This window comes from Ahrensia sp. R2A130, from assembly GCF_000179775.1.
In the GTDB taxonomy this organism is placed as follows: domain Bacteria; phylum Pseudomonadota; class Alphaproteobacteria; order Rhizobiales; family Rhizobiaceae; genus Pseudahrensia.
The window spans coordinates 85728-104224 of the sequence record NZ_AEEB01000016.1 but is presented as its reverse complement, the minus strand read 5'-3'; the positions used below and the strand labels follow the sequence as shown (position 1 = coordinate 104224).

The following is an 18497-nucleotide window of genomic DNA, read 5'->3' as shown; positions in this document are numbered from 1 at the left end:
CGCGGCGTTGCGCCCCTCTTAGGCGCGGGCGGCTAACAGTGAAAGCCGCCCTGCTGGATATTTTATCCCTTCGTCGCACCCAATGTCAGGCCCGCGATGAAGTGCTTTTGCATGAGGAAGAACATGGCGACGGGTGGCAAAGCTGCGATGAGCGATGCTGCGGAGACCAGATGCCAGCGGGACACGAACTGACCGTTCAGCGCCTTCACGCCCGCTGTGATCGGCTTGGCGTTTTCGCCGTTGGTTAGCACCGTTGCCCAGAAATAGTCGTTCCAGACGAAGGTGAAGATGAGCACGGCAAGCGCTGCCAATGCGGGGCGCACGAGGGGCAGCACGAGGTGCCAGAAGATGCGGAACTCACCAACGCCTTCGATGCGGGCGCTTTCGATCAACTCGTGCGGCAGCGCCTTGATGAAATTGCGCATGAACAATGTGCAAAAGCCGGTTTGGAACGCCGCGTGGAAGAGCACGAGGCCAGTGACGGTGTTGTAGAGGCCGAAGCTCAAGGACAAATCGCGGACGGGCACCATGAGGATTTGGAACGGCACGAAATTGCCCGCCACGAAGATGAAGAACAGTGTTAGCGAAAACCGAAATTTGTAGATCGCCAGCGCGTAGCCCGCGAGCGCCGCGAGGCCGACCGACAGGATCATTGTGGGAACGGTGATCTTCAGTGAGTTCCACAGATATTGCGCCGCCTGAGATTCAGCGAATACCGCGTAATAGTTTTCAAACAGCTGAAACTGGCTCGGCCAGCCGAAGACATTACCCGCGTTGATGTCGCCACCGGGGCGGACAGAAGTCATGAAAATGGCGAGCAGCGGCAACAGCCAAATGAACAAAGCGATAGGCAGGCCAATTTTGTAGAGCGTTTGCGTGCCTGCGGACTTCTTCTCGATAGGGGTCGGAAACATCGGTTAAGCCCTCCGCTCGTCGCGCCACATCTTCCACAGGAAGAAGGAGATGAAAATCAGCATGATCATGAACAGCACGGTGGCGATTGCCGATCCGTAACCCATGCGGAAACCGTATTCCGATAGCGCCTGTTCGAACATGAAATATGACAACACATTGGACGAGCCATAAGGACCGCCCTGGGTCATGATCGCGATCATATCGAACGAGCGCAGCGCGCCGATGACGGTGACCACGATGGCAAGGAACGTCGCGGGCCAAAGCTGCGGCAGCACCACGTACCACAGCATTTTCCAGCCCTTGGCGTTGTCCAACCTGCCTGCCTCGATCTGGTCCGGCGACACGTTGTTGAGGCCGGTGAGATAGAGGATCATGCAATAGGCGATCTGCGGCCACAGGCCTGCGAAAATGATGCCGTAGGTAACAAGGTCTTCATCGCCCAAAATGGACGGTGGAGATGCGCCGAAGAAGCCCCAGATTTCGGCCACGATGCCGAAGTTCGGGTTGTAGAACCACGAGAAGATAAGACCGACGACCACCTGCGAAATAACAAACGGGAAAAAGAACAGCGACTTGTAGAGCCGCATTCCCGGCACGGTCTGGTTCAGGAACAGCGCGATGAACAGGCCAGCGGGCACGGCCAGCATGTACAGCACCAGCCACAATATATTGTTGTAAAGCGAGGTGTAGAAGCGATCATCATCGGCCAGTTCGACATAGTTGCCGAGGCCCAGCCACTGTTTTTCGCCAAGGCCGTCCCACGCGTAAAAGCTGATCCAGATCGACTGGAAGATCGGGATGATGACGTAGATGAGAAAGAATATCAGCGCGGGGGCAAGGAACAGCCACGGCGCAACTTGAAGCCGGTTGCGGCGATACCACGACCGCTGGTCGGCAATAGATGCAGGCACGCTGGCGTTCGGCACGGCTGGTGCGACAGTCATGGCAGTCCTCCCTCACGCGCCACCGTCGTTGCGGTGTGCGTGCTGCAAGTGTGCCAGCAATCGGAAGCGCTTGCCAAGGGGGCAGCTGGTGCCAGTTTACATTTGCACGCAGGCGCACCTGACTGCGGAGTGCAACTACGGAAACAGCACCGGATAGAGCGAGGCCAACAAGAGCGCGGCCATGGTCCAGTTGAAAATCCTCAACCGCGTTGCGTTGGTCAGCACATATTTCAACTGCTGGCCCATCCATGCCCAACTACCCACGGATGGCAGGTTCACTGCGCCGAAAATGACCGCCACAAGAAGGATGGCAGCCAAGCTTCGGTCCGGTGCGTAAACGGCGATGGCAGATAGCGCCATGGCCCATGCTTTTGGATTGACCCATTGGAAGGCAGCAGCCTGCAGAAATGTCATCGGGGTGCCGGAGGTTTCCGCATCTTTGGGCGCGGCTGCAGTGGCGATCTTCCACGCCAGCCACAGCATGTAGATGACACTGATGACCTGAAGTACCGTGCGGCTGACCGGATAAAGATCGAAAATTTGCGCCAAGCCAAGTCCCACCAACGCGACCATGGCGACGAAACCCAGCGCTACGCCCAACATGTGCGGCACGGTGCGGCGCACACCGAAATTCGCGCCAGACGCCATGAGCATCAAGTTATTCGGCCCCGGCGTGATGGACGTGACGAAGGCGAAGGAGATGAGGGCGAGGAGTATTTCGAGAGACATGATCGTTGCGCCAAAGGGCTGCGTTCAGATGAATCATGGCGTGGATTGTGCATGATATCGTTGCAAACTTCGCGATATTCAATCTATCTACGCAACAAATGATCGATCTTACCGCCATAGACCGCAGGATATTGCACGCGCTGGAACAGGACGCGCGCCAGTCCAACGTTGCGCTGGCGGAAAAAGTGGGCCTGTCACCCTCTGCATGTTTGCGCCGGGTGCAGGCTCTGGAAGCGCGCGATGTTATACGCGGCTACCGCGCTGTGTTGGACGAAAGCACGCGTGGCATCGGCTTCGTCGCCTATATGTCGGTTGGCCTTTCGTCCCACACCAAGGCCGCGCAAGAGGCTTTCGAACGCGCCATGAAAGCTGCACCCGAAGTGCGCGAATGCCACAACATCACCGGCGTGGTGGAGTACTTATTGCGTGTCGAGGTTGCAGATTTACCGACCTACAAAGCATTCCACACGGACAAGCTGGGTGCGTTGCCGCAGGTGAGCAAGATCACGACGTTTGTTGTGATGGGATCGCCGAAGGACGAGCGGGCTTAGACACAAATGCTCTGTCATCCCCGCGTAGGCGGGGACCCACTTATCAACGCATGATGCCTTACAGGCTTCGGCAGCACGATGCCCAAGATGTGCGCCCTAACATCCACCGCCACGTCTCGCAGAGAAGTGGTTCCCCGCCTGCGCGGGGATGACAACGGTGGAAGACTAGTCGGCTAAAAGAAAAACGGGCCATCCTTTCGGACAGCCCGTTTTTAGTTCAATCAACCGGAGCGAAGAGCGACCGGTCGGCCAGACCGCGCCCGTGCAGCGAAGGGCGAAGCCCGACAGCGTGAGCGCAGAAAAAGCGCTTATTTATAAACGCGGGCCTGAACTTTATCGAGACGCTCGAGGATCTTGTCGAGGCGGTCCGGCTTCAACATGAATTCCTGGAAACCTTCCATACCGGCCTTGGCCATTTCGGCTGGCGCGTCACGGTCGAAGAACTGGGCGAGGCCGGAAGCCGTGGAGACAGTTTCGAAGCCTTCCTGAATGAACTTGTCATCGCTGACGGCAGCTTTCGAGTTCGGCGGAAGCTGACCAATGGTCTTGTTCCATTCAGACTGGATTTCAGGGCGCGCGACGAAGGCGAGGAATTTGCGGGCATCTTCCTTGTTCTTCGCGTTGGTAGGAATGAACAGCGCATCGGCTGGTGCTTCCTCAGCGCGCGGCAGACCGGGAGTGATTTCCGGGAAGCGCATGTAGTCGATCTGGTCGTCGGTCAAACCGGCGTCCTTCATCGCGGCAACCGCGAAGTTGCCCATCACATACATGGCAGCTTCACCCTTGGCGAAGGGTGCCAGCGCATCCTGCCAGGACATGGTGGCGTGGTTGTCCACGAAAGAGCACTCGTCCAGCATCTGCTTCCAGTTGGTGAACACCTGGCGCACTTTGGGGTCGGTGTACTTCACCTTGCCTGCGGTCAGATCGTTGTGGAACTCGTAGCCATTGGTGCGCAGGTTGATGTAGTCGAACACGCCGGCCGCGGTCCAAAGGAACTTGGTCCCGATGGTGAAGGGCGTGACGCCGGCAGCTTTCAGCTTGCCACAGGCAGCCATCAGTTCATCCCAGGTTTTGGGCTCTTCGGTGATGCCGGCTTTGTCGAAGATGTCTTTGCGGTAATAGATACCCCACTGGTAGTAGGAATACGGCACGCCGTACTGCTTACCGTTCATCGACATGGTGGGCTTGATAGCTTCGAAGCTGGTGGACAGGTTCGGGTCAGACGCCCACAAATCGGAGATGTCTTCGAACTGACCAGCGTTCACGAATGGTGCCATACGGTTGCCGGGATACCATGCCGTGACGTCCGGTGCTTCGGCGGACAAGAAGTTGCGGATCGCGGTCTTGTGCGCTTCACGGTCGGTGATGTTGAGCGTGACGTTAATGTCCGGGTTAGCAGCCTTGAACGCTTCAACGGCAGCTTCGATGCCGAGTTTCGGCTTCGGATTCGGATCGTCGAAGTTTATGACGAGATCGCCTGCAAGCGCCGTGGTTGCGTAGAGCGTGGCGGCAGTAATTGCGGTGCCAATCTTAAAGAAGGTGGTCTTCATGCGATAATTCTCCCGTTGCATGTAAATGATGGGAGGACACGCCAAAGCGTTCGACGCCGCCTCCCAACAGCTAGGAGCACACTAACCATCAAATGTGGCGCTCGCAAACAGGCGATGGACCCAATTTATCACCATGCCTGTAACCAGCGGGTTGTTTTCGCACCGATTCCCCGCTTTGATTGCGAGACTGGGAGTATCTGGGAGAATACGGCCATGGCCGGAGTCACACTGCGCAATGTGAAGAAGTCATTTGGCGATATCGACGTCATTCACGGTGTCGATCTCGACATCGAGGACGGCGACTTCATCGTTTTCGTAGGACCGTCGGGTTGCGGCAAGTCCACGTTGCTACGTCTGGTCTCCGGTCTGGAAGACATCAGCAGTGGCACGATTGCGATTGGCGGCGAAGACGTCACCCATGCTGAACCGTCCGACCGTGGCGTGGCGATGGTGTTCCAGTCCTACGCGCTCTACCCGCACATGACGGTCTACGACAACATGGCGTTCGGCCTGAAAATGAACGGCGTGGACGCGAAGGAAATCGACGAGCGGGTGCAGAAAGCAGCCGCCATCTTGGAACTCGGCCCGCTGCTGGACCGCAAGCCCGCCGCCATGTCCGGCGGCCAGCGCCAGCGCGTCGCCATCGGCCGGTCCATCGTTCGCAACCCAAAGGTGTTCCTGTTCGACGAGCCGCTCTCGAACCTCGATGCAGAGCTTCGCGTGCAGATGCGGTTGGAAATCGCCAAGCTGCACAACGATCTCAAAAACACGATGATCTACGTCACCCACGACCAGACGGAAGCGATGACGCTGGCCGACAAGATCGTGGTGCTGCGCGCGGGTCGTGTGGAGCAGTACGGCTCGCCGCTGGAACTCTACGACAACCCGGACAACGCCTTCGTCGCCGGTTTCATCGGTTCCCCGCGCATGAATTTTCTGGATGCTGAAGTGACCTCATCCAAGAAGGGCTCTGCCACCGTCTTGGTTCCACAGTTGGGTAATCTCAAAATTACCGCCGCGACCCGCGACCGCACGCCGGACAAGGGCGAAAAGGTAGAGATAGGCCTGCGCCCGGAACATTTCATCGCGGCCACTGGCAATGCGAATTCCTTCTCCGCCCCCACCACGGTGGTGGAGCAGCTGGGTGGCAACTCCTTCCTCTACCTCGACGTCGGCGGCGACGTTCCGCTGACGGTCGAGCAAAAGGGGCACACGGATGTGAAGGATGGCGATGTGGCGAAGATCGGTGTCGATCCAGCAACGGCGATGTTGTTCGGGAGTGACGGATTGCGGATTTAGGCCACCGCAAATCACAACACATATTCCACTGTCATCCCCGCGAAGGCGGGGACCCACTTCGAAGGGCGACGGATATGTGAGACAGCAGCCGATGTGGCAACATCCGCGCGCTTCTATTGATGTTAGAGCTTGCAGATGAGTTGATCCCCGCCTGCGCGGGGATGACAATTGTGTGTGGTGACTAAGCCACCGCCAGCCCCACCTCTTCACCAGCACGTTCAAGCCAGCCCCAGAAGTCGCGGGCGTAGCTGCTGAAAACGGTGAGGTCGTAGGCTTTTCTGTCGGCCACATCGGGCAAGCGGCGTATTGTAAGCGGGATGCCGTGGTGGGCAGTGAGCGCTACGTCGCCCGGTTCCATGTTCGCGAAATCCAGCGCGATGCCGGAGGCAAGAACCCAATCGACTTTCAGTCCGGACGCCGTGATGACGACGCGGGCGTGGGTGAGGCCGGTGACGGCGGCGGCGTCCGTTTTCAGCGCCTTGCGGAGTGAATCTTCCAAGCCAGTCTCGTCGCTTTCGATGAGCCAACGACCGGGGCCCGTAGCCATGATGGTGACGCCCTCGCCAGCCAACTTATCGATAACCTTCGCAGCTTTCGCCACCGTGTCAGGCCAAGCCTGCACTTGCACGAAGGAGCTCGGCAAACGTTCGGACAGCGTGATACCGGCGTCGCCACTTGCAGCGCGGGGCATGGCGGCTTCGCCGATGGGGGAGACGGGATCGGGTGTCATCATTTTTGCTCGTTTAGCCACGCATCCGTCCTCCGTCAGGGTCGACCATATGAGGACTGACGACCTCTACAGCGACGTGCATTCCGCGAATGGGGTTGGCTGCAAACATGCGCTCACCGTGGCGGGCGCGGCCACCTTCCAGCAGTGCCAGCGAAACGTAGCGGTTCAGTTCCGGCGAGAAGCATGTGGAAGTCGTGTGGCCTTCACTTCTACCGACATCATCCTTGCCGCCCTGCACCAGATGAGAACCGCCGCGAATGCGTTGACCGTCCAGCGAAGCGATGGCCACCAGTTGCAAGCGGTCGTCCTCGTGCAGCGCGGGGCGTTCGCCGAGAACCTTGCCGACGAACGGCTTTTTGGTGGACACCATGCCACCGAGGCCAAGGTCATGGGCCGTGGTTCGTCCGTTCAATTCCGGTCCGGCAACATGCCCTTTTTCGATACGGAGCGTGCCGAGCGCTTCCAGCCCATAAGGGGTAACGCCAAGCGGTTCGCCAGCGGCCAGCAGCGCGTCCCAGATCGCTTGGCCGTGTGTAAAGCCGCAATACACTTCGAAAGCCATTTCACCGGAAAACGACAGTCGCGCCAGCTTGACGGGAATGCCGCCGATGGTGCCGTCGCGCACGCCCATGAAGGGCAAGCCCGTATCGGAGACGTCGCAATCCTCGACGCAGGCCGCCAGTAAATCACGGCTCTTGGGACCAGCCACGGCGACGCCCGCCCACTCGTCGGTGACGGAGGTTAGCGCGACTTTCAAATCGGGCCAGACCACGTCGCGGTGGTATTCGAGGTGCTCCATCACGAGGCCCGCGCCTGCCGTGGTGGTGGTCATAAGATAGCGGTGGTCGTCCAGCCGCCATGTCGTACCGTCGTCAAACAGGATGCCGTCTTCGCGCAGCATCAACCCGTAGCGAGCCTTGCCCACGGGCAGCTTGGCGAAGGCATTGGAGTAGATGCGATTAATGAATTCCGTGGCGTCCGGCCCCTGAATGTCGATCTTACCCAGCGTCGAAACATCGACGATACCGACACCGGCGCGCACCGCTTTTGTCTCGCGGATATAGGCCTGCTCGACGCTTTCGCCGTCGGCATTGTAACTCTCCGGTCGCATCCACGGGCCGTTGGGGAAACACCGCGCGCGGGCTTCGTGCCAGTCCTGCATCGGGGTTCGGCGGGTGGGTGCGAGATGGCCGTAGGCTTCGCCCGCAATCGTGCCTATGGCCGTGGGCGTGTAAGGCGGGCGAAAGCGCGTGGTTCCGACATCGGGAATATCCATGTTGCGGGCGTGGGCCATGATGGCGAGGCCGGTGACATTGGACGTCTTGCCCTGATCGGTGGCCATGCCCAGCGTCGTGTAGCGCTTCAGGTGTTCGACGGAGCGGAAGCCCTCACGCTCTGCCAAACGCACATCGTCAGCCGTTACATCGTGTTGAAGATCGACGAAAGCTTTGCCAGTGTTGCGTATCTCGAACACAGGCGCAGGGGCGTGGTCCAACTCGTCGCCGTCGATGGATGGCACATGGCTTTCGCCTTCTCCAAAACTAGCATCGGCGAGCGCTTTCGCGGCAGCTTCTTCGCCGGAGCGGAAGGCTGCGCGCAGGCCGAATTTGCCAGCCATCGCGCCAGCGCCATGCCAGCGCGTGTTGGATTCTTCTGCCGGTTCACCGGGCAGGAAGGCTTGCAGTTCAGCGTCCCAAATGGGCTTGCCGCCTTGCTGCGATGTGAGGTGGAATGCGGGGGACCAGCCGCCGGATACGGCAAGGCAATCGCAGGGAATGCGGCGGTTGCCCGGGCTGGCGACGCCGGTGCGTTCATCGAAAGAACCGACGCTGATGCCGGTCAATTCGTTCCAGCCATGGGTGCCGACGACGGCGGAACCAACATGGATTGCGGCGCGGGTTTCCGCGCCCGCTGCACGAATATGGTCCGACACATCTTGGCGCACATCTATGATCGCATTCACGATGGTGCCGGTGCGGGCCATGTCGCGGGCGGCAAGCCAGCCGGTGTCGTTGTTGGTGAAGACGGTGACAGCGCGGCCCGGCGCGACACCGAATTCCACAGCGTAGCGACGGGCGGCATCCGCCAGCATCACGCCGGGGCGGTCGTTGCCGCCGAAGACGATGGGGCGCTCCAGCGCGCCGGTGGCGATGACGGTGGACTTTGCCACGATCTGCCACGCCCGCTGGCGCGGTTCGCCCTTGTCGGGCGTTGCCTTGTGGTCGGCCACGCGCTCAATGGCGAAGATCGTGCCATCATCGAAAAGCGATTGAACCGTGGTGCGGGTGAGGACGGTGACGTTGTCCATCGCGGCGAGTTCCGCCACGGCTTCGGCTACCCAAACGTGTGCCGGTTCGCCGCCGATCATATCGGCTGCGCCGGTGAGCGAACCGCCTGCGGTGGCGCGTTCGTCGCACAGGATAACGCGAGCACCGGCGCTCGCCGCACGGCGGGCGGCAGCTATGCCTGCTGCGCCGGAGCCGACGACGAGAACATCGCAATATGCGTGCATGCGGGCATAGCGATCGGGATCTGCTTCCAGCGGCGCACGACCGAGGCCTGCAGCGCGGCGGATGGAGGCTTCGCAGAATTCCCAGAATTTTGTAGCGGTATGGCCCGGCGACTTCGGCCCCATGAAGGTCTTGTAGTAGAAGCCTGCGCCTAGCGCCTTACCAGCCAGCTGGTTCACCGCCATCGCGTCGAAAGCGAGCGACGGAAAGCGGTTCTGGGATTTGGCTTCGAGGCCTTCGTAGAGTTCGATCTCGGTGGCGCGGATGTTCGGTTCGCTGCGCGCGCCGGAGCGTAAAGTGACCAGTGCGGATGGTTCTTCGGAGCCTGCGGAAACGATGCCGCGCGGGCGGTGATATTTGAACGAGCGGGCGATGAGTTTCACGCCATTGGCGAGCAAGGCCGAGGCGAGCGTGTCGCCCTTGCGGCCCGTGTAAGGCTTACCGTCGAAGGTGAAATTGACCTTGCCGGACGAACCGTCGATCAGCGTCCCAACACCGTCGCGCAGGGTGAGGCGGTGGTTGCTCATTTTGCCCCCTCCTTCAACTGATCTGCGAACGGCCCAACCGGCTCGACTGACGTGATGTGATGGGTGATCGTATCGCGGGTGACGATCATATGGGTGCGACAACCGGCGGTGTGGTTCCACAATTCGCGGTGGGTGCCAGCGGAGTTTTTGCGGCGGTAGATGTAGGCCTTGTGGGTATCCATATCGTCGCTATCGATTGCCGGACGGATGGCCGTCGCGTCGCCTTTGTAGGTGAATTCACGGTGATCCCTTTCGCCACAAATGGGGCAATTTATACGCATATTCTTCCCCTCCCCTAATGATACCAGGCGGTAGGGCCAGCGCCCTTTTCGTCGAGCGAGCGGCCATCTTCGAAGCGCTCCAGCGTGAAGGCTTCGTTCAACTCGTGGGCCTTGTCGTTGGCGATGGTATGGGCGAAGCACCAGCCGGATGCGGGGGTGGCCTTGAAGCCGCCGTAGCACCAGCCAGCGTCGAGATACATGCCGGGCAACGGGCCGGGGCCGATGATGGGTGAGCCGTCGAGCGACATATCCATGATGCCGCCCCAGTTTCGCAGCAACCGCACGCGGGCAAAGCAGGGATACATGGCGATCAATTCCGCCGTCACCTCTTCCCATACGGGCAGGTTTCCGCGTTGGGCGTAGGAGTTATAATAGTCGATATTGCCGCCGAAGACCAAACCGCCCTTGTCCGACTGGGACACGTAGAGATGGCCGGAACCGAAGGTGATGACATTGGGAATGGCGGGCTTGATGCTTTCGGAAACGAAGGCCTGCAGCACGGTGGACTCAATGGGCAGTTCGGTGATGCCGGCGGTGGCCATGACTTTCGACGTGGCACCGGCGACAGCCACGCCGGTTTTCTCGGAGCGGATTTCGATTGGTGCCCCGTTGCGGGTGGCTTCGACGCCGACGATCTTGTCGCCCTCTTTCAGAAAGCCCGTGACCTCAGTGTTTTCGATGATGTCGACACCCAAAGCTGACGCGCCACGGGCGTAACCCCAAGCGACGGCATCGTGGCGGGCGTTGCCCGCGTCTGGCTGCAGCAGGCCACCTTCGATGGGGAAGCGGGCGGAACCGGATACATCGAGACCGGGGTTCGCGCGGGCCACCTGATCGCGGTCCAGCAGTTCTGATTTCAAGCCTAGCAAGCGCATCTGGTTTCCGCGCTCGGCATAGGCATCCATCTGGCCCGGTGAGTGAGCGAGATTGATGACGCCGCGCGGTGAGAACATGACATTGTAGTTGAGATCGTGGGAAAGTTCACGCCACAGTTCCATCGATTTTTCGTAGAACTGCGTATTGGCGGTGAGGCGGTAATTGGAGCGCACGATGGTGGTGTTGCGACCGATATTGCCGGAGCCGAGATAGCCCTTCTCGATGACCGCGACATTGGTGATGCCATGGACGGACGCAAGATAATACGCCGTCGCCAAACCATGCCCGCCGCCGCCGATGATTATGACATCGTAAGCCGGTTTCGGTTCGGCCTTACGCCAGGCAGGCGTCCAACCCTTGTTGCCGCGCAACGCCTGTTTGACGATTTGCAGAGCTGAATATTTCATCGCCGGAAGGCTCCCATCACGCGCGGTGTGCTGTGCCGTGCGGGAGCTACTTTATCGCGGGGAACAGGCGACGCAATGATGAAAGCGGCACGGCATGTCTGTTCACGCCGCAAATGGGTTTGCCACAAACGAAAACGGGCCGCCCGATGGGCGACCCGTTGCCACTCTCAGGAGAGAGGAGCGTTAGTTGGAGGCTTCGATGCGGACGTCTTCATCGGGGTAACCCATAAAGTCCTGTTCATCGTAATTGCCGTGGCAGTCGTGGCAGAATTTCTGGCTGATTTTCTGCACTTTGCCCTTGGGGTTGAACACGCCATAGACCCAGTTGCCGAACGGCTCTGCTTCGCCACCGGCGGCGACCTTGGTCATGAAGAACAGTGGTCCCTTCTGGACCTTGTTCTTCTTCGAAACGTTGAAGCTTTCCTTGGCGAGGATAGAACCTACCGGCATGGGGCCGCGCTCTTCGGAATATTTGGTGTATTCCGCAAAACCGGTCTCGTTCACGTAGGTCATGAGGAAGCGTTTGCCGTGGACGCCCACCGTTGCGGGGCGTGTCGCGGCGGCTTTCCATGACTGGTACTCTTTCGTGTTTTCGCCACCCTGCGAAGCGTAGCCTTCGCGCAGTTCTGCTTTGATGCAATCGTAAAGCGCGGTGACCTGCTCGCCCGTCAGGTCGTCTTTGGCGACGTCGCTGGTGCAGGCGGCAAATGCGGCTGGTGCTGCAAACATGGTGAGCGCGAATGTGGCGCTGGCGATGAGATGTTTCATGGTGTTCCCCCAAGGAAATTGTCGAATGTTGCCGCGACATTATGGCAGCGACAGGTGAACGGGAAATCACGGTCGGGCGGGTTCGGCTAACTTTATCGTGAGGCGTCCACCAACCCCAATTGCTCCCGGCGCATGAAACGCCATGTCAGTGCGATGGACGCAACCGCAAGACCGCCGACCAATCCGCCCCATACGCCGACGCCACCGAAGCCCATTTTGAAGCCGAGCACATAGGCCAGCCCTACGCCCACAGGCCAATAGGCGAAAGCCGCTATGACCATGGGCCAGGTCGTGTCCTGCAGCCCGCGAAGATTGCCGGAAGACGCCACCTGCAACGTGTCGAAAATCTGGAACAGGGCCGCCATGAACAACAGCGAGACTGCAGCGGCAATCACCGCATCTGCGTCGGTGTTGGCAGCATCGAGAAAGAGGCGTGACAAGGCTTCCGGGAAGATGAGGAAGATCGCAGCTGATACAAACGCGAAACCGATGGCGATGAGATAAACGGCATTGGCAGCTCGACCGATACCGGACCAGTCGCTGCGCCCTGCTTCCCCCGCCACGCGCACGGATGCTGCCTGCGACAGACCGAGCGGCACCATGAAGGCGATGGACGCCAGTTGCAGTGCGATGCCGTGGGCGGCGAGTTCTATCGTGCCCAACCAGCCCATCATGATGGATGTGGCGGCAAACAATCCGGCTTCCGCAAGGATCATCAAAGAGATGGGAAAGCCAAGACGGCAGACTTTGAAAAACGCCTGCCAGTCGGGCTTCCACAGCCGCGTGAGAATTTCGAAGGGTCGGGCAACGGGGTCGAATTTCGCAACAGCGAACATGGCGACACAGCCCGCCCCGTTGGCAATGAGCGTGGCCCATGCCGCCCCTTCCAGCCCCAAAGCAGGCGCGCCGAGATTGCCGAAAATCAGCACCCAGTTCAGCAACCCGTTGAGCAGCGCCATGGCGACCGTCACCCATACGATGATGGCTGTGCGCTCGAGGGCAGCAAGGAAATTCCGCAACCCGTTCATCAGGAATGCAGGCACAAGCGACCACTGCGCGATGATGAGATATTCTGCCGCCAGAGCCGCCGTCGTGGGTTTTTGACCCAGCGCCAGCAGAAAACCTTCGCTGAAAAGAAGCAGAGGCTGGAATGCCAGCGACACCAGCAGCAGCACCCAAAGCGCCATGCGTGCGGAGCGGCGAACCTCCCGCGTTTCGCCCTTTGCCAGCGCAGACGACACCAACGGCATGAGCGCTGCCGCGATGCCGAGCGCAAAAATAAGAACCGTGAACAGCAGTTGAAACGCCAGCACGCCAGCGGCCAGTTCCTCGACACCCAACCAACCCACCATCACCGTGTCGGTGACGTTGATCAGCATCTGCGTCACCTGCATCGCCACGAGCGGCAGACCAAGCACAAGCGTGGCGCGCAGATGGTTCGCGAACGGCTTGGTGGTGGGGGCGGCGACGATGCTCATACCAACCGCGATATAGGGGAAAACGGATGGGCGAAAGGGGTGCCCACTGCCCCTCTTCTTTTAGCAGGCTAAGACCTGTCTGCAGCTTTCGATCTTGGCGTGAAATTTACGCCATATGTCTTGCGGGCGGTGACGAGCCGCAGGTCTTCAGGGTCCATGCCTAACGACAAGATGGTGTGGGGGTCGTAGCGGTCCCTAGCTTCGGCGCGATCATATTTCGTGCCGAACAGGCGGTCGATCCACGCCATACCAAAGCTGACGTGGAAGGTGGTGTCGTGGTCGTTGAAATGGTGTTTCAGATGGCTCTGCGTAACCCTTTGGCCGAACCAGCCCTTCGGCACATTGAGATGCGCCAGCGTGTGGCAAAACTCATAAAAGGTGTAGGCCGAAATCGAACCAACGAAAATCGCCACCGCCGGATAGAGAAACCCTTTGCCCAGCCCCACAAACGGCGACAGCACCGCGCCGTGCAGGACGAGCGATACCAATCCGAATTTCAGCGCGTACCAGCCGTCGCCACCGGTGAAAAATTCGGGATCGTTAGGCTTCTCATGATGCCCGATATGACCGCGATAAAGGTCGTTGAACACGCTCTGCTGCGTCGGCGGCTCACGATGCAACAGAAACCGGTGCATCGCATATTCCACAAAGAATTGCATGACGATGCCGTAGGCGATAGCCACGAGCAGCAGTGGCGTGAAATAGGCGACGAGCAAGCCGATGCCCAACAGCCAGAACGGAAATAGCCGCTGGAGGGAGCCCATATGGATGAGAACGCGAAGGGTTGGGATCATGGGTTCACCTCATCTAGTGGAATGACAACAATACAGATTTAAAGCAGTCCCATAAAGGCTGCATCGCATTCGGCTGTTCACTTGCGTCCTTCTGGACGTTGTCCCGCGGGTTCAAGCGTAACGATCTTGCCTGGCCTTCGACATTTGATACCCTGTCACTATGAATACGATTGAAAATCTCAACACCTGGATGATGACAGTCGGGCGTTGCTCTAACGACCCCATCGAGATCGTCTCGCATTTTTGCACAACACTGGTCGAAGCAGGCGTTCCGTTGTGGCGTGTGAATATCGGCCAGCGCTTTGCCAATCCGTTGCTGATTGCCTGGGGCGTTATTTGGACACCAGACAGCACGGAAAGCTATGATGTGACGCACGCTCGTATGCTCACGGATGGCTACATTGGAAGCTCGTTCGAATATGTTTTTGAGAACCAACGACCACTTCATAAGAGCTTACGTGGGCTGGATCCGGAAAAAGATCACAGTTCATATCTTGAGTTCGCCGAGAAGGGTGGCACGGATTTTTATGCCACCTTTTTAACTTACGGCGACGGTTCACAGCACGGCTGCACCTTCACAACGCGATCCGAAAACGACTTCGCCCCCGAGCACTTGGCTATGATTGAAGAAGCTAAGTCCGGACTGTCATCGGCAATGGAACCCATAACGATGCGGAAATCGACCCGCAGCCTTTTGCGGACTTACCTCGGAAGCGGGCCATCGGAGGCTGTCTGGAACGGTTCCATCCAGCGTGGCGAGCGAACAAGTTTGCAAGCCGTCGTGATGTTTTCTGACTTACGCGGCTTCACTGCCTTTTCTGAAACACAAAGCGAGCAGGCGGTTTTCGAGGCACTTGACGGTTATTTTGAAGTCGTCGTGCAGGCCGTCGAGAAAAACGGTGGTGAAGTCCTTAAATTTATGGGCGACGGCGTTTTGTCGGTCTTTCCGATTTCAGCAACTGATGACCATGCAGAGCGGTGCCGCGATGCCGCCAACGCTGCACAAAATATACTGGTCGCTCTGGCATCGCTCAACGCAAATCGAACTGAAGCCGACAAACCAGAATTGGAAATCGGTATCGGTATCAACGTTGGTGAGGTCAGCTATGGCAATATTGGCAGCCAAAGCAGGCTGGATTTTACGGTGCTTGGTAGCGCAGTAAACTTGGCCAGCCGTGTTGAGAGTCTGACAAAATCAATTGGTGATAAGGTGCTGGCAACAGCTTCGGCAGCCAAACACGCTCCGGATTTGTTCACGGAACGCGGCTACCACGAAGTGCGTGGGGTGAGCAGCCGCATTCAAATTTTCGGTCTTATTCGCTCTTTGTATTAGCGCGTAACATTTCAACAAACACGATTGCTTTCATTCGTAGCTTTGTCCGCGCAAAGGGCTTGGGCTACCCTTCGGCAGCCTTCGCATCCTTGATCGACTTTTCGATCATGTCGCGGGCTTCGGCAGCATCGCCCCAGCGATCGACTTTTACCCATTTGCCATCTTCCAAATCTTTGTAACGCTCGAAGAAGTGGGCGATCTGGCGTCTTGTGATGTCGGGAAGGTCGAAGACGCTGTTCATGTTTTGAAAGCGGGCTGAAACTTTGGAGGATGGCACCGCTATGATCTTCTCGTCGCCGCCGGCTTCGTCGGTCATGTAGAGCACGCCGATGGGCTGGCAGTTGATGACGGAGCCGGGCATCAGCGGCAGGTGGTTGGCGATCAACACGTCGATGGGGTCGCCATCGTCCGACAATGTGTGCGGCACGAAACCGTAGTTACCGGGGTAGCGCATGGCCGTGTAGAGAATGCGGTCCACCACCATGGCGCCGGACGCTTTGTCCATTTCGTATTTGATCGGCTCGCCGCCCAGCGGAACCTCGACGATGACGTTGACGTCGTGGGGCGGGTTGGTGCCGATTTCGATCTGGTCGATGCGCATTGATAATATCTCACGGGGGAATGTGTTGGATGGTTCCTAGACCATTTTTCCGCGCAGTTGAATTACCCCGTTCGTTCTATTGAGCGGGTAATTAATTGGCGGAAATGGATCGAACGCGCTTAGGCTGCGCCGTCCATGATGTAGCGTTTCAGCTCTTCCGCCTCGCGCGAAACCTGCGCCATGCGGTGCTTCACAACGTCGGACACCGAGATAATGCCAGCCAGCTCGCCATCTTCCATAACAGGAACGTGGCGGAAACGCCCTTCCCCCATCATGGTGCGAACCGCGTCGATGGTGTCGCGCCTTTGGCAGGTGACGACGTTGCGGGTCATGCAGGCGGAGATCTGCTTTTCCAGCGCCGCTGCGCCGTCCTTGGCCAGAAATTTGATGATATCGCGCTCTGACAAAATTCCGGTCATCTTGCCGTTCTCATCAACCGCTAGAATTGCGCCGATACGGCGGTCTGCGAGAATGGTCGCAGCATCCGCCAGCGTTTCACTTTGGCTGATGGTGACGGTGTTGTGGCCCTTGGCGTCCAGCATCATGGCAACAGTCATGGCGGTTCTCCTCCTCATGGTATTAACCGTTAGTATAACACCGCATTTCATTCACGCCATATCCTGTCCGCTATCGCGGCGCAGATGAAGCGCTGAAACGGCAGGAGACGACACCATGTACCACCGCACAGGATTAGCGGCGCTGCTAGCGCTGGCAACGGCACTATCGACGCCGGGCGTATTGTTCGCGCAGGATACCACCGCCACGCCGGAGGCTGCGGCCCAAGCCGAACCTGCAGCTGACGGCTCCAAAAACCGCTTTTATCGCGGGTTGGCGACGGGCATCACCTTCTACACGCAGATCGCACAATCCGGCGGCTGGCCACAGGTGCCGGAGGGCGGAACGTTGTCTGTTGGCGTTGATGATCCGCGCGTGCCGATCCTGCGCCAGCGCCTCTACATCACCGGTGATTATCTGGGTGAAGACACGCAAAGCACGATGTTCGATGCGGCGCTGAAAGAAGCTGTCGTCGCGTTTCAAAACCGCAACGGGCAGGAACCGGACGGTGCCGTTGGCCCCGCAACTTTGGCATCGATGAACGTGCCGGTTGAAAAGCGGTTGGAGCAACTGCGCATCAACCAGCGCCGTTGGGACAACATGCCCGCGTCTTTGGGCGACCGTTTTGTGCTGGTGAATATGGCCGGTTTCGAACTGGAAGTGATCGAAGGCGAAAAAACCGTGCTCGATATGAAGGTCGTGGTGGGCAAGGATTACCACTCCACGCCGGAATTTTCTGACCTGATCAAAACCATAGAGATCAACCCGTACTGGAACGTGCCCGCGTCCATCGCCAACAAAGAGTTGAAGCTGGATTACATGAAGGGCGCAGCCACGCTCGCGAAGGCCGACAGCCAGGGCTACGAGGTGGTGAATGGCGATCAAGTCGTGCCCGTCTCGCAGATTGCGTGGACGAAATACAAGGACGACAACCTGCCGTTTCGCATCCGCCAGCGGCCCGGACCGAGCAATGCACTGGGGGACATGAAGTTTCTCTTCCCCAACAAGCACAATGTCTATCTGCACGACACGCAGGCCAAGAGCCTGTTCAGCAAAACCGTGCGCGCCTTCAGCCACGGCTGCGTGCGCCTGCACCGCCCGCGCGAGTTGGCCGAATATCTGCTGGCCGCGAACGGTTGGGATCGTGCGAAGATCGACGAGGTGGTGGCGTCCGGTGAGCGCACACGGGTGAAGCTGGAACAACCCACGCCGGTGCATCTGGCTTACATGACGGCGTGGCTGGGGCGGCAGGGTTTCATCCAGTTCCGCCCGGATATTTATGGACGCGATGCGGAGGATGCGCAGCAACTGGCACCGCCTCCATCTGACGATTTCAACTCCGGCACAGACCCGTTTCCGGTTAATGCTCCATCAGTGCTGGAGCAAGTGGACCCGCAAGCACCGATCGATAACAGTGTCGAAGTTGCACCGCTACCGCCACTCGCTGGTACTGAACCGACCTTGAACGGCGATGTTTTGGAAGAGGCAGAAACACGGGCCACGCCACCGCCGATTGGCGGTGAGGCGTTGGCTCCGTTGGAGGGTGAGGCGTTGCCGGAAATCCGTATCGTGCCGCGGGAAATTCAGGCGAACTAACGGGGCTCACTAAACCAAAGCTGTCATCCCCGCGTAGGCGGGGATGACAATTT

The 18497-nt window shown here is 58.8% G+C and carries 17 protein-coding genes; 4 read left to right on the top strand and 13 right to left on the bottom strand.

The window, feature by feature from the left end; translation table 11 throughout:
• Positions 1-62: 62 nt before the first annotated feature.
• From R2A130_RS09150 to R2A130_RS09140, 3 genes are all read right to left on the bottom strand, one after another.
• Entirely contained in the window at positions 63-914 is an 852-nt protein-coding gene (locus R2A130_RS09150; RefSeq protein ID WP_009464786.1) for a carbohydrate ABC transporter permease, read from the bottom strand.
• A gap of 3 nt (positions 915-917) precedes the next feature.
• A complete protein-coding gene (locus tag R2A130_RS09145) occupies positions 918-1859 on the bottom strand; it encodes a carbohydrate ABC transporter permease (protein WP_009464785.1) in 942 nt (313 codons plus the stop codon).
• Positions 1860-1994: 135 nt separating this feature from the next.
• On the bottom strand, positions 1995-2588 hold the full coding sequence (locus R2A130_RS09140) for a LysE family translocator (protein WP_009464784.1): 594 nt from the start codon (positions 2586-2588) through the stop codon (positions 1995-1997).
• Between the two features lie 98 nt (positions 2589-2686).
• Here R2A130_RS09140 and R2A130_RS09135 point away from each other — a divergent pair, with 98 nt between their 5' ends.
• Positions 2687-3139: an Lrp/AsnC family transcriptional regulator gene (locus tag R2A130_RS09135; RefSeq protein WP_040305569.1), complete on the top strand. Its 453-nt coding sequence runs from the start codon at positions 2687-2689 to the stop codon at positions 3137-3139.
• 308 nt (positions 3140-3447) lie between these two features.
• Here the strand turns inward: R2A130_RS09135 and R2A130_RS09130 are convergent, their stop codons facing one another.
• A complete protein-coding gene (locus R2A130_RS09130; protein WP_009464782.1) occupies positions 3448-4689 on the bottom strand; it encodes an ABC transporter substrate-binding protein in 1242 nt (413 codons plus the stop codon).
• Positions 4690-4902: 213 nt separating this feature from the next.
• Between R2A130_RS09130 and R2A130_RS09125 the strand changes: the two genes are divergently transcribed.
• Positions 4903-5988 carry an ABC transporter ATP-binding protein gene (locus R2A130_RS09125; RefSeq protein ID WP_009464781.1) on the top strand — a complete coding sequence of 362 codons (1086 nt, stop codon included), beginning with the start codon at positions 4903-4905 and terminating at the stop codon, positions 5986-5988.
• Positions 5989-6169: 181 nt separating this feature from the next.
• On the opposite strand, the gene R2A130_RS17565 is transcribed toward R2A130_RS09125, so the two are convergent.
• From R2A130_RS17565 to R2A130_RS09090, 7 genes are all read right to left on the bottom strand, one after another.
• The gene (locus R2A130_RS17565) at positions 6170-6739 is read right to left on the bottom strand and encodes a sarcosine oxidase subunit gamma (RefSeq protein ID WP_009464780.1); all 570 of its coding nucleotides are present in this window, start codon (positions 6737-6739) and stop codon (positions 6170-6172) included.
• Positions 6732-9755, bottom strand: coding sequence for a sarcosine oxidase subunit alpha family protein (locus tag R2A130_RS09115; protein ID WP_009464779.1), 3024 nt, complete (start codon positions 9753-9755; stop codon positions 6732-6734). The genes R2A130_RS17565 and R2A130_RS09115 overlap by 8 nt, the downstream gene beginning before the upstream one ends.
• Positions 9752-10036, bottom strand: a complete 285-nt coding sequence (locus R2A130_RS09110; RefSeq protein WP_009464778.1) for a sarcosine oxidase subunit delta — start codon at positions 10034-10036, stop codon at positions 9752-9754. Before R2A130_RS09110 ends, R2A130_RS09115 begins: the two co-directional genes overlap by 4 nt.
• Positions 10037-10050: 14 nt before the next feature.
• On the bottom strand, positions 10051-11319 hold the full coding sequence (locus R2A130_RS09105) for a sarcosine oxidase subunit beta family protein (RefSeq protein WP_009464777.1): 1269 nt from the start codon (positions 11317-11319) through the stop codon (positions 10051-10053).
• A 183-nt stretch (positions 11320-11502) separates the two neighbouring features.
• Positions 11503-12087: a cytochrome P460 family protein gene (locus tag R2A130_RS09100; protein WP_009464776.1), complete on the bottom strand. Its 585-nt coding sequence runs from the start codon at positions 12085-12087 to the stop codon at positions 11503-11505.
• Positions 12088-12179: 92 nt separating this feature from the next.
• On the bottom strand, positions 12180-13565 hold the full coding sequence (locus R2A130_RS09095) for an MATE family efflux transporter (protein ID WP_009464775.1): 1386 nt from the start codon (positions 13563-13565) through the stop codon (positions 12180-12182).
• 68 nt (positions 13566-13633) lie between these two features.
• Positions 13634-14359: a sterol desaturase family protein gene (locus tag R2A130_RS09090; protein WP_009464773.1), complete on the bottom strand. Its 726-nt coding sequence runs from the start codon at positions 14357-14359 to the stop codon at positions 13634-13636.
• 160 nt (positions 14360-14519) lie between these two features.
• Between R2A130_RS09090 and R2A130_RS09085 the strand changes: the two genes are divergently transcribed.
• Positions 14520-15692: an adenylate/guanylate cyclase domain-containing protein gene (locus R2A130_RS09085; RefSeq protein ID WP_009464772.1), complete on the top strand. Its 1173-nt coding sequence runs from the start codon at positions 14520-14522 to the stop codon at positions 15690-15692.
• 64 nt (positions 15693-15756) lie between these two features.
• Here R2A130_RS09085 and ppa read toward each other — a convergent pair whose 3' ends face one another.
• Together ppa and R2A130_RS09075 are read right to left on the bottom strand one after the other, a co-directional pair.
• The gene (ppa, locus tag R2A130_RS09080) at positions 15757-16293 is read right to left on the bottom strand and encodes an inorganic diphosphatase (RefSeq protein WP_009464771.1); all 537 of its coding nucleotides are present in this window, start codon (positions 16291-16293) and stop codon (positions 15757-15759) included.
• 119 nt (positions 16294-16412) lie between these two features.
• A complete protein-coding gene (locus tag R2A130_RS09075) occupies positions 16413-16850 on the bottom strand; it encodes a CBS domain-containing protein (protein ID WP_009464770.1) in 438 nt (145 codons plus the stop codon).
• Positions 16851-16965: 115 nt separating this feature from the next.
• Here R2A130_RS09075 and R2A130_RS09070 point away from each other — a divergent pair, with 115 nt between their 5' ends.
• Positions 16966-18444 (top strand): murein L,D-transpeptidase, encoded by a 1479-nt coding sequence (locus R2A130_RS09070; protein ID WP_009464769.1) that lies wholly within the window; start codon positions 16966-16968, stop codon positions 18442-18444.
• The last annotated feature ends 53 nt before the right edge of the window (positions 18445-18497 follow it).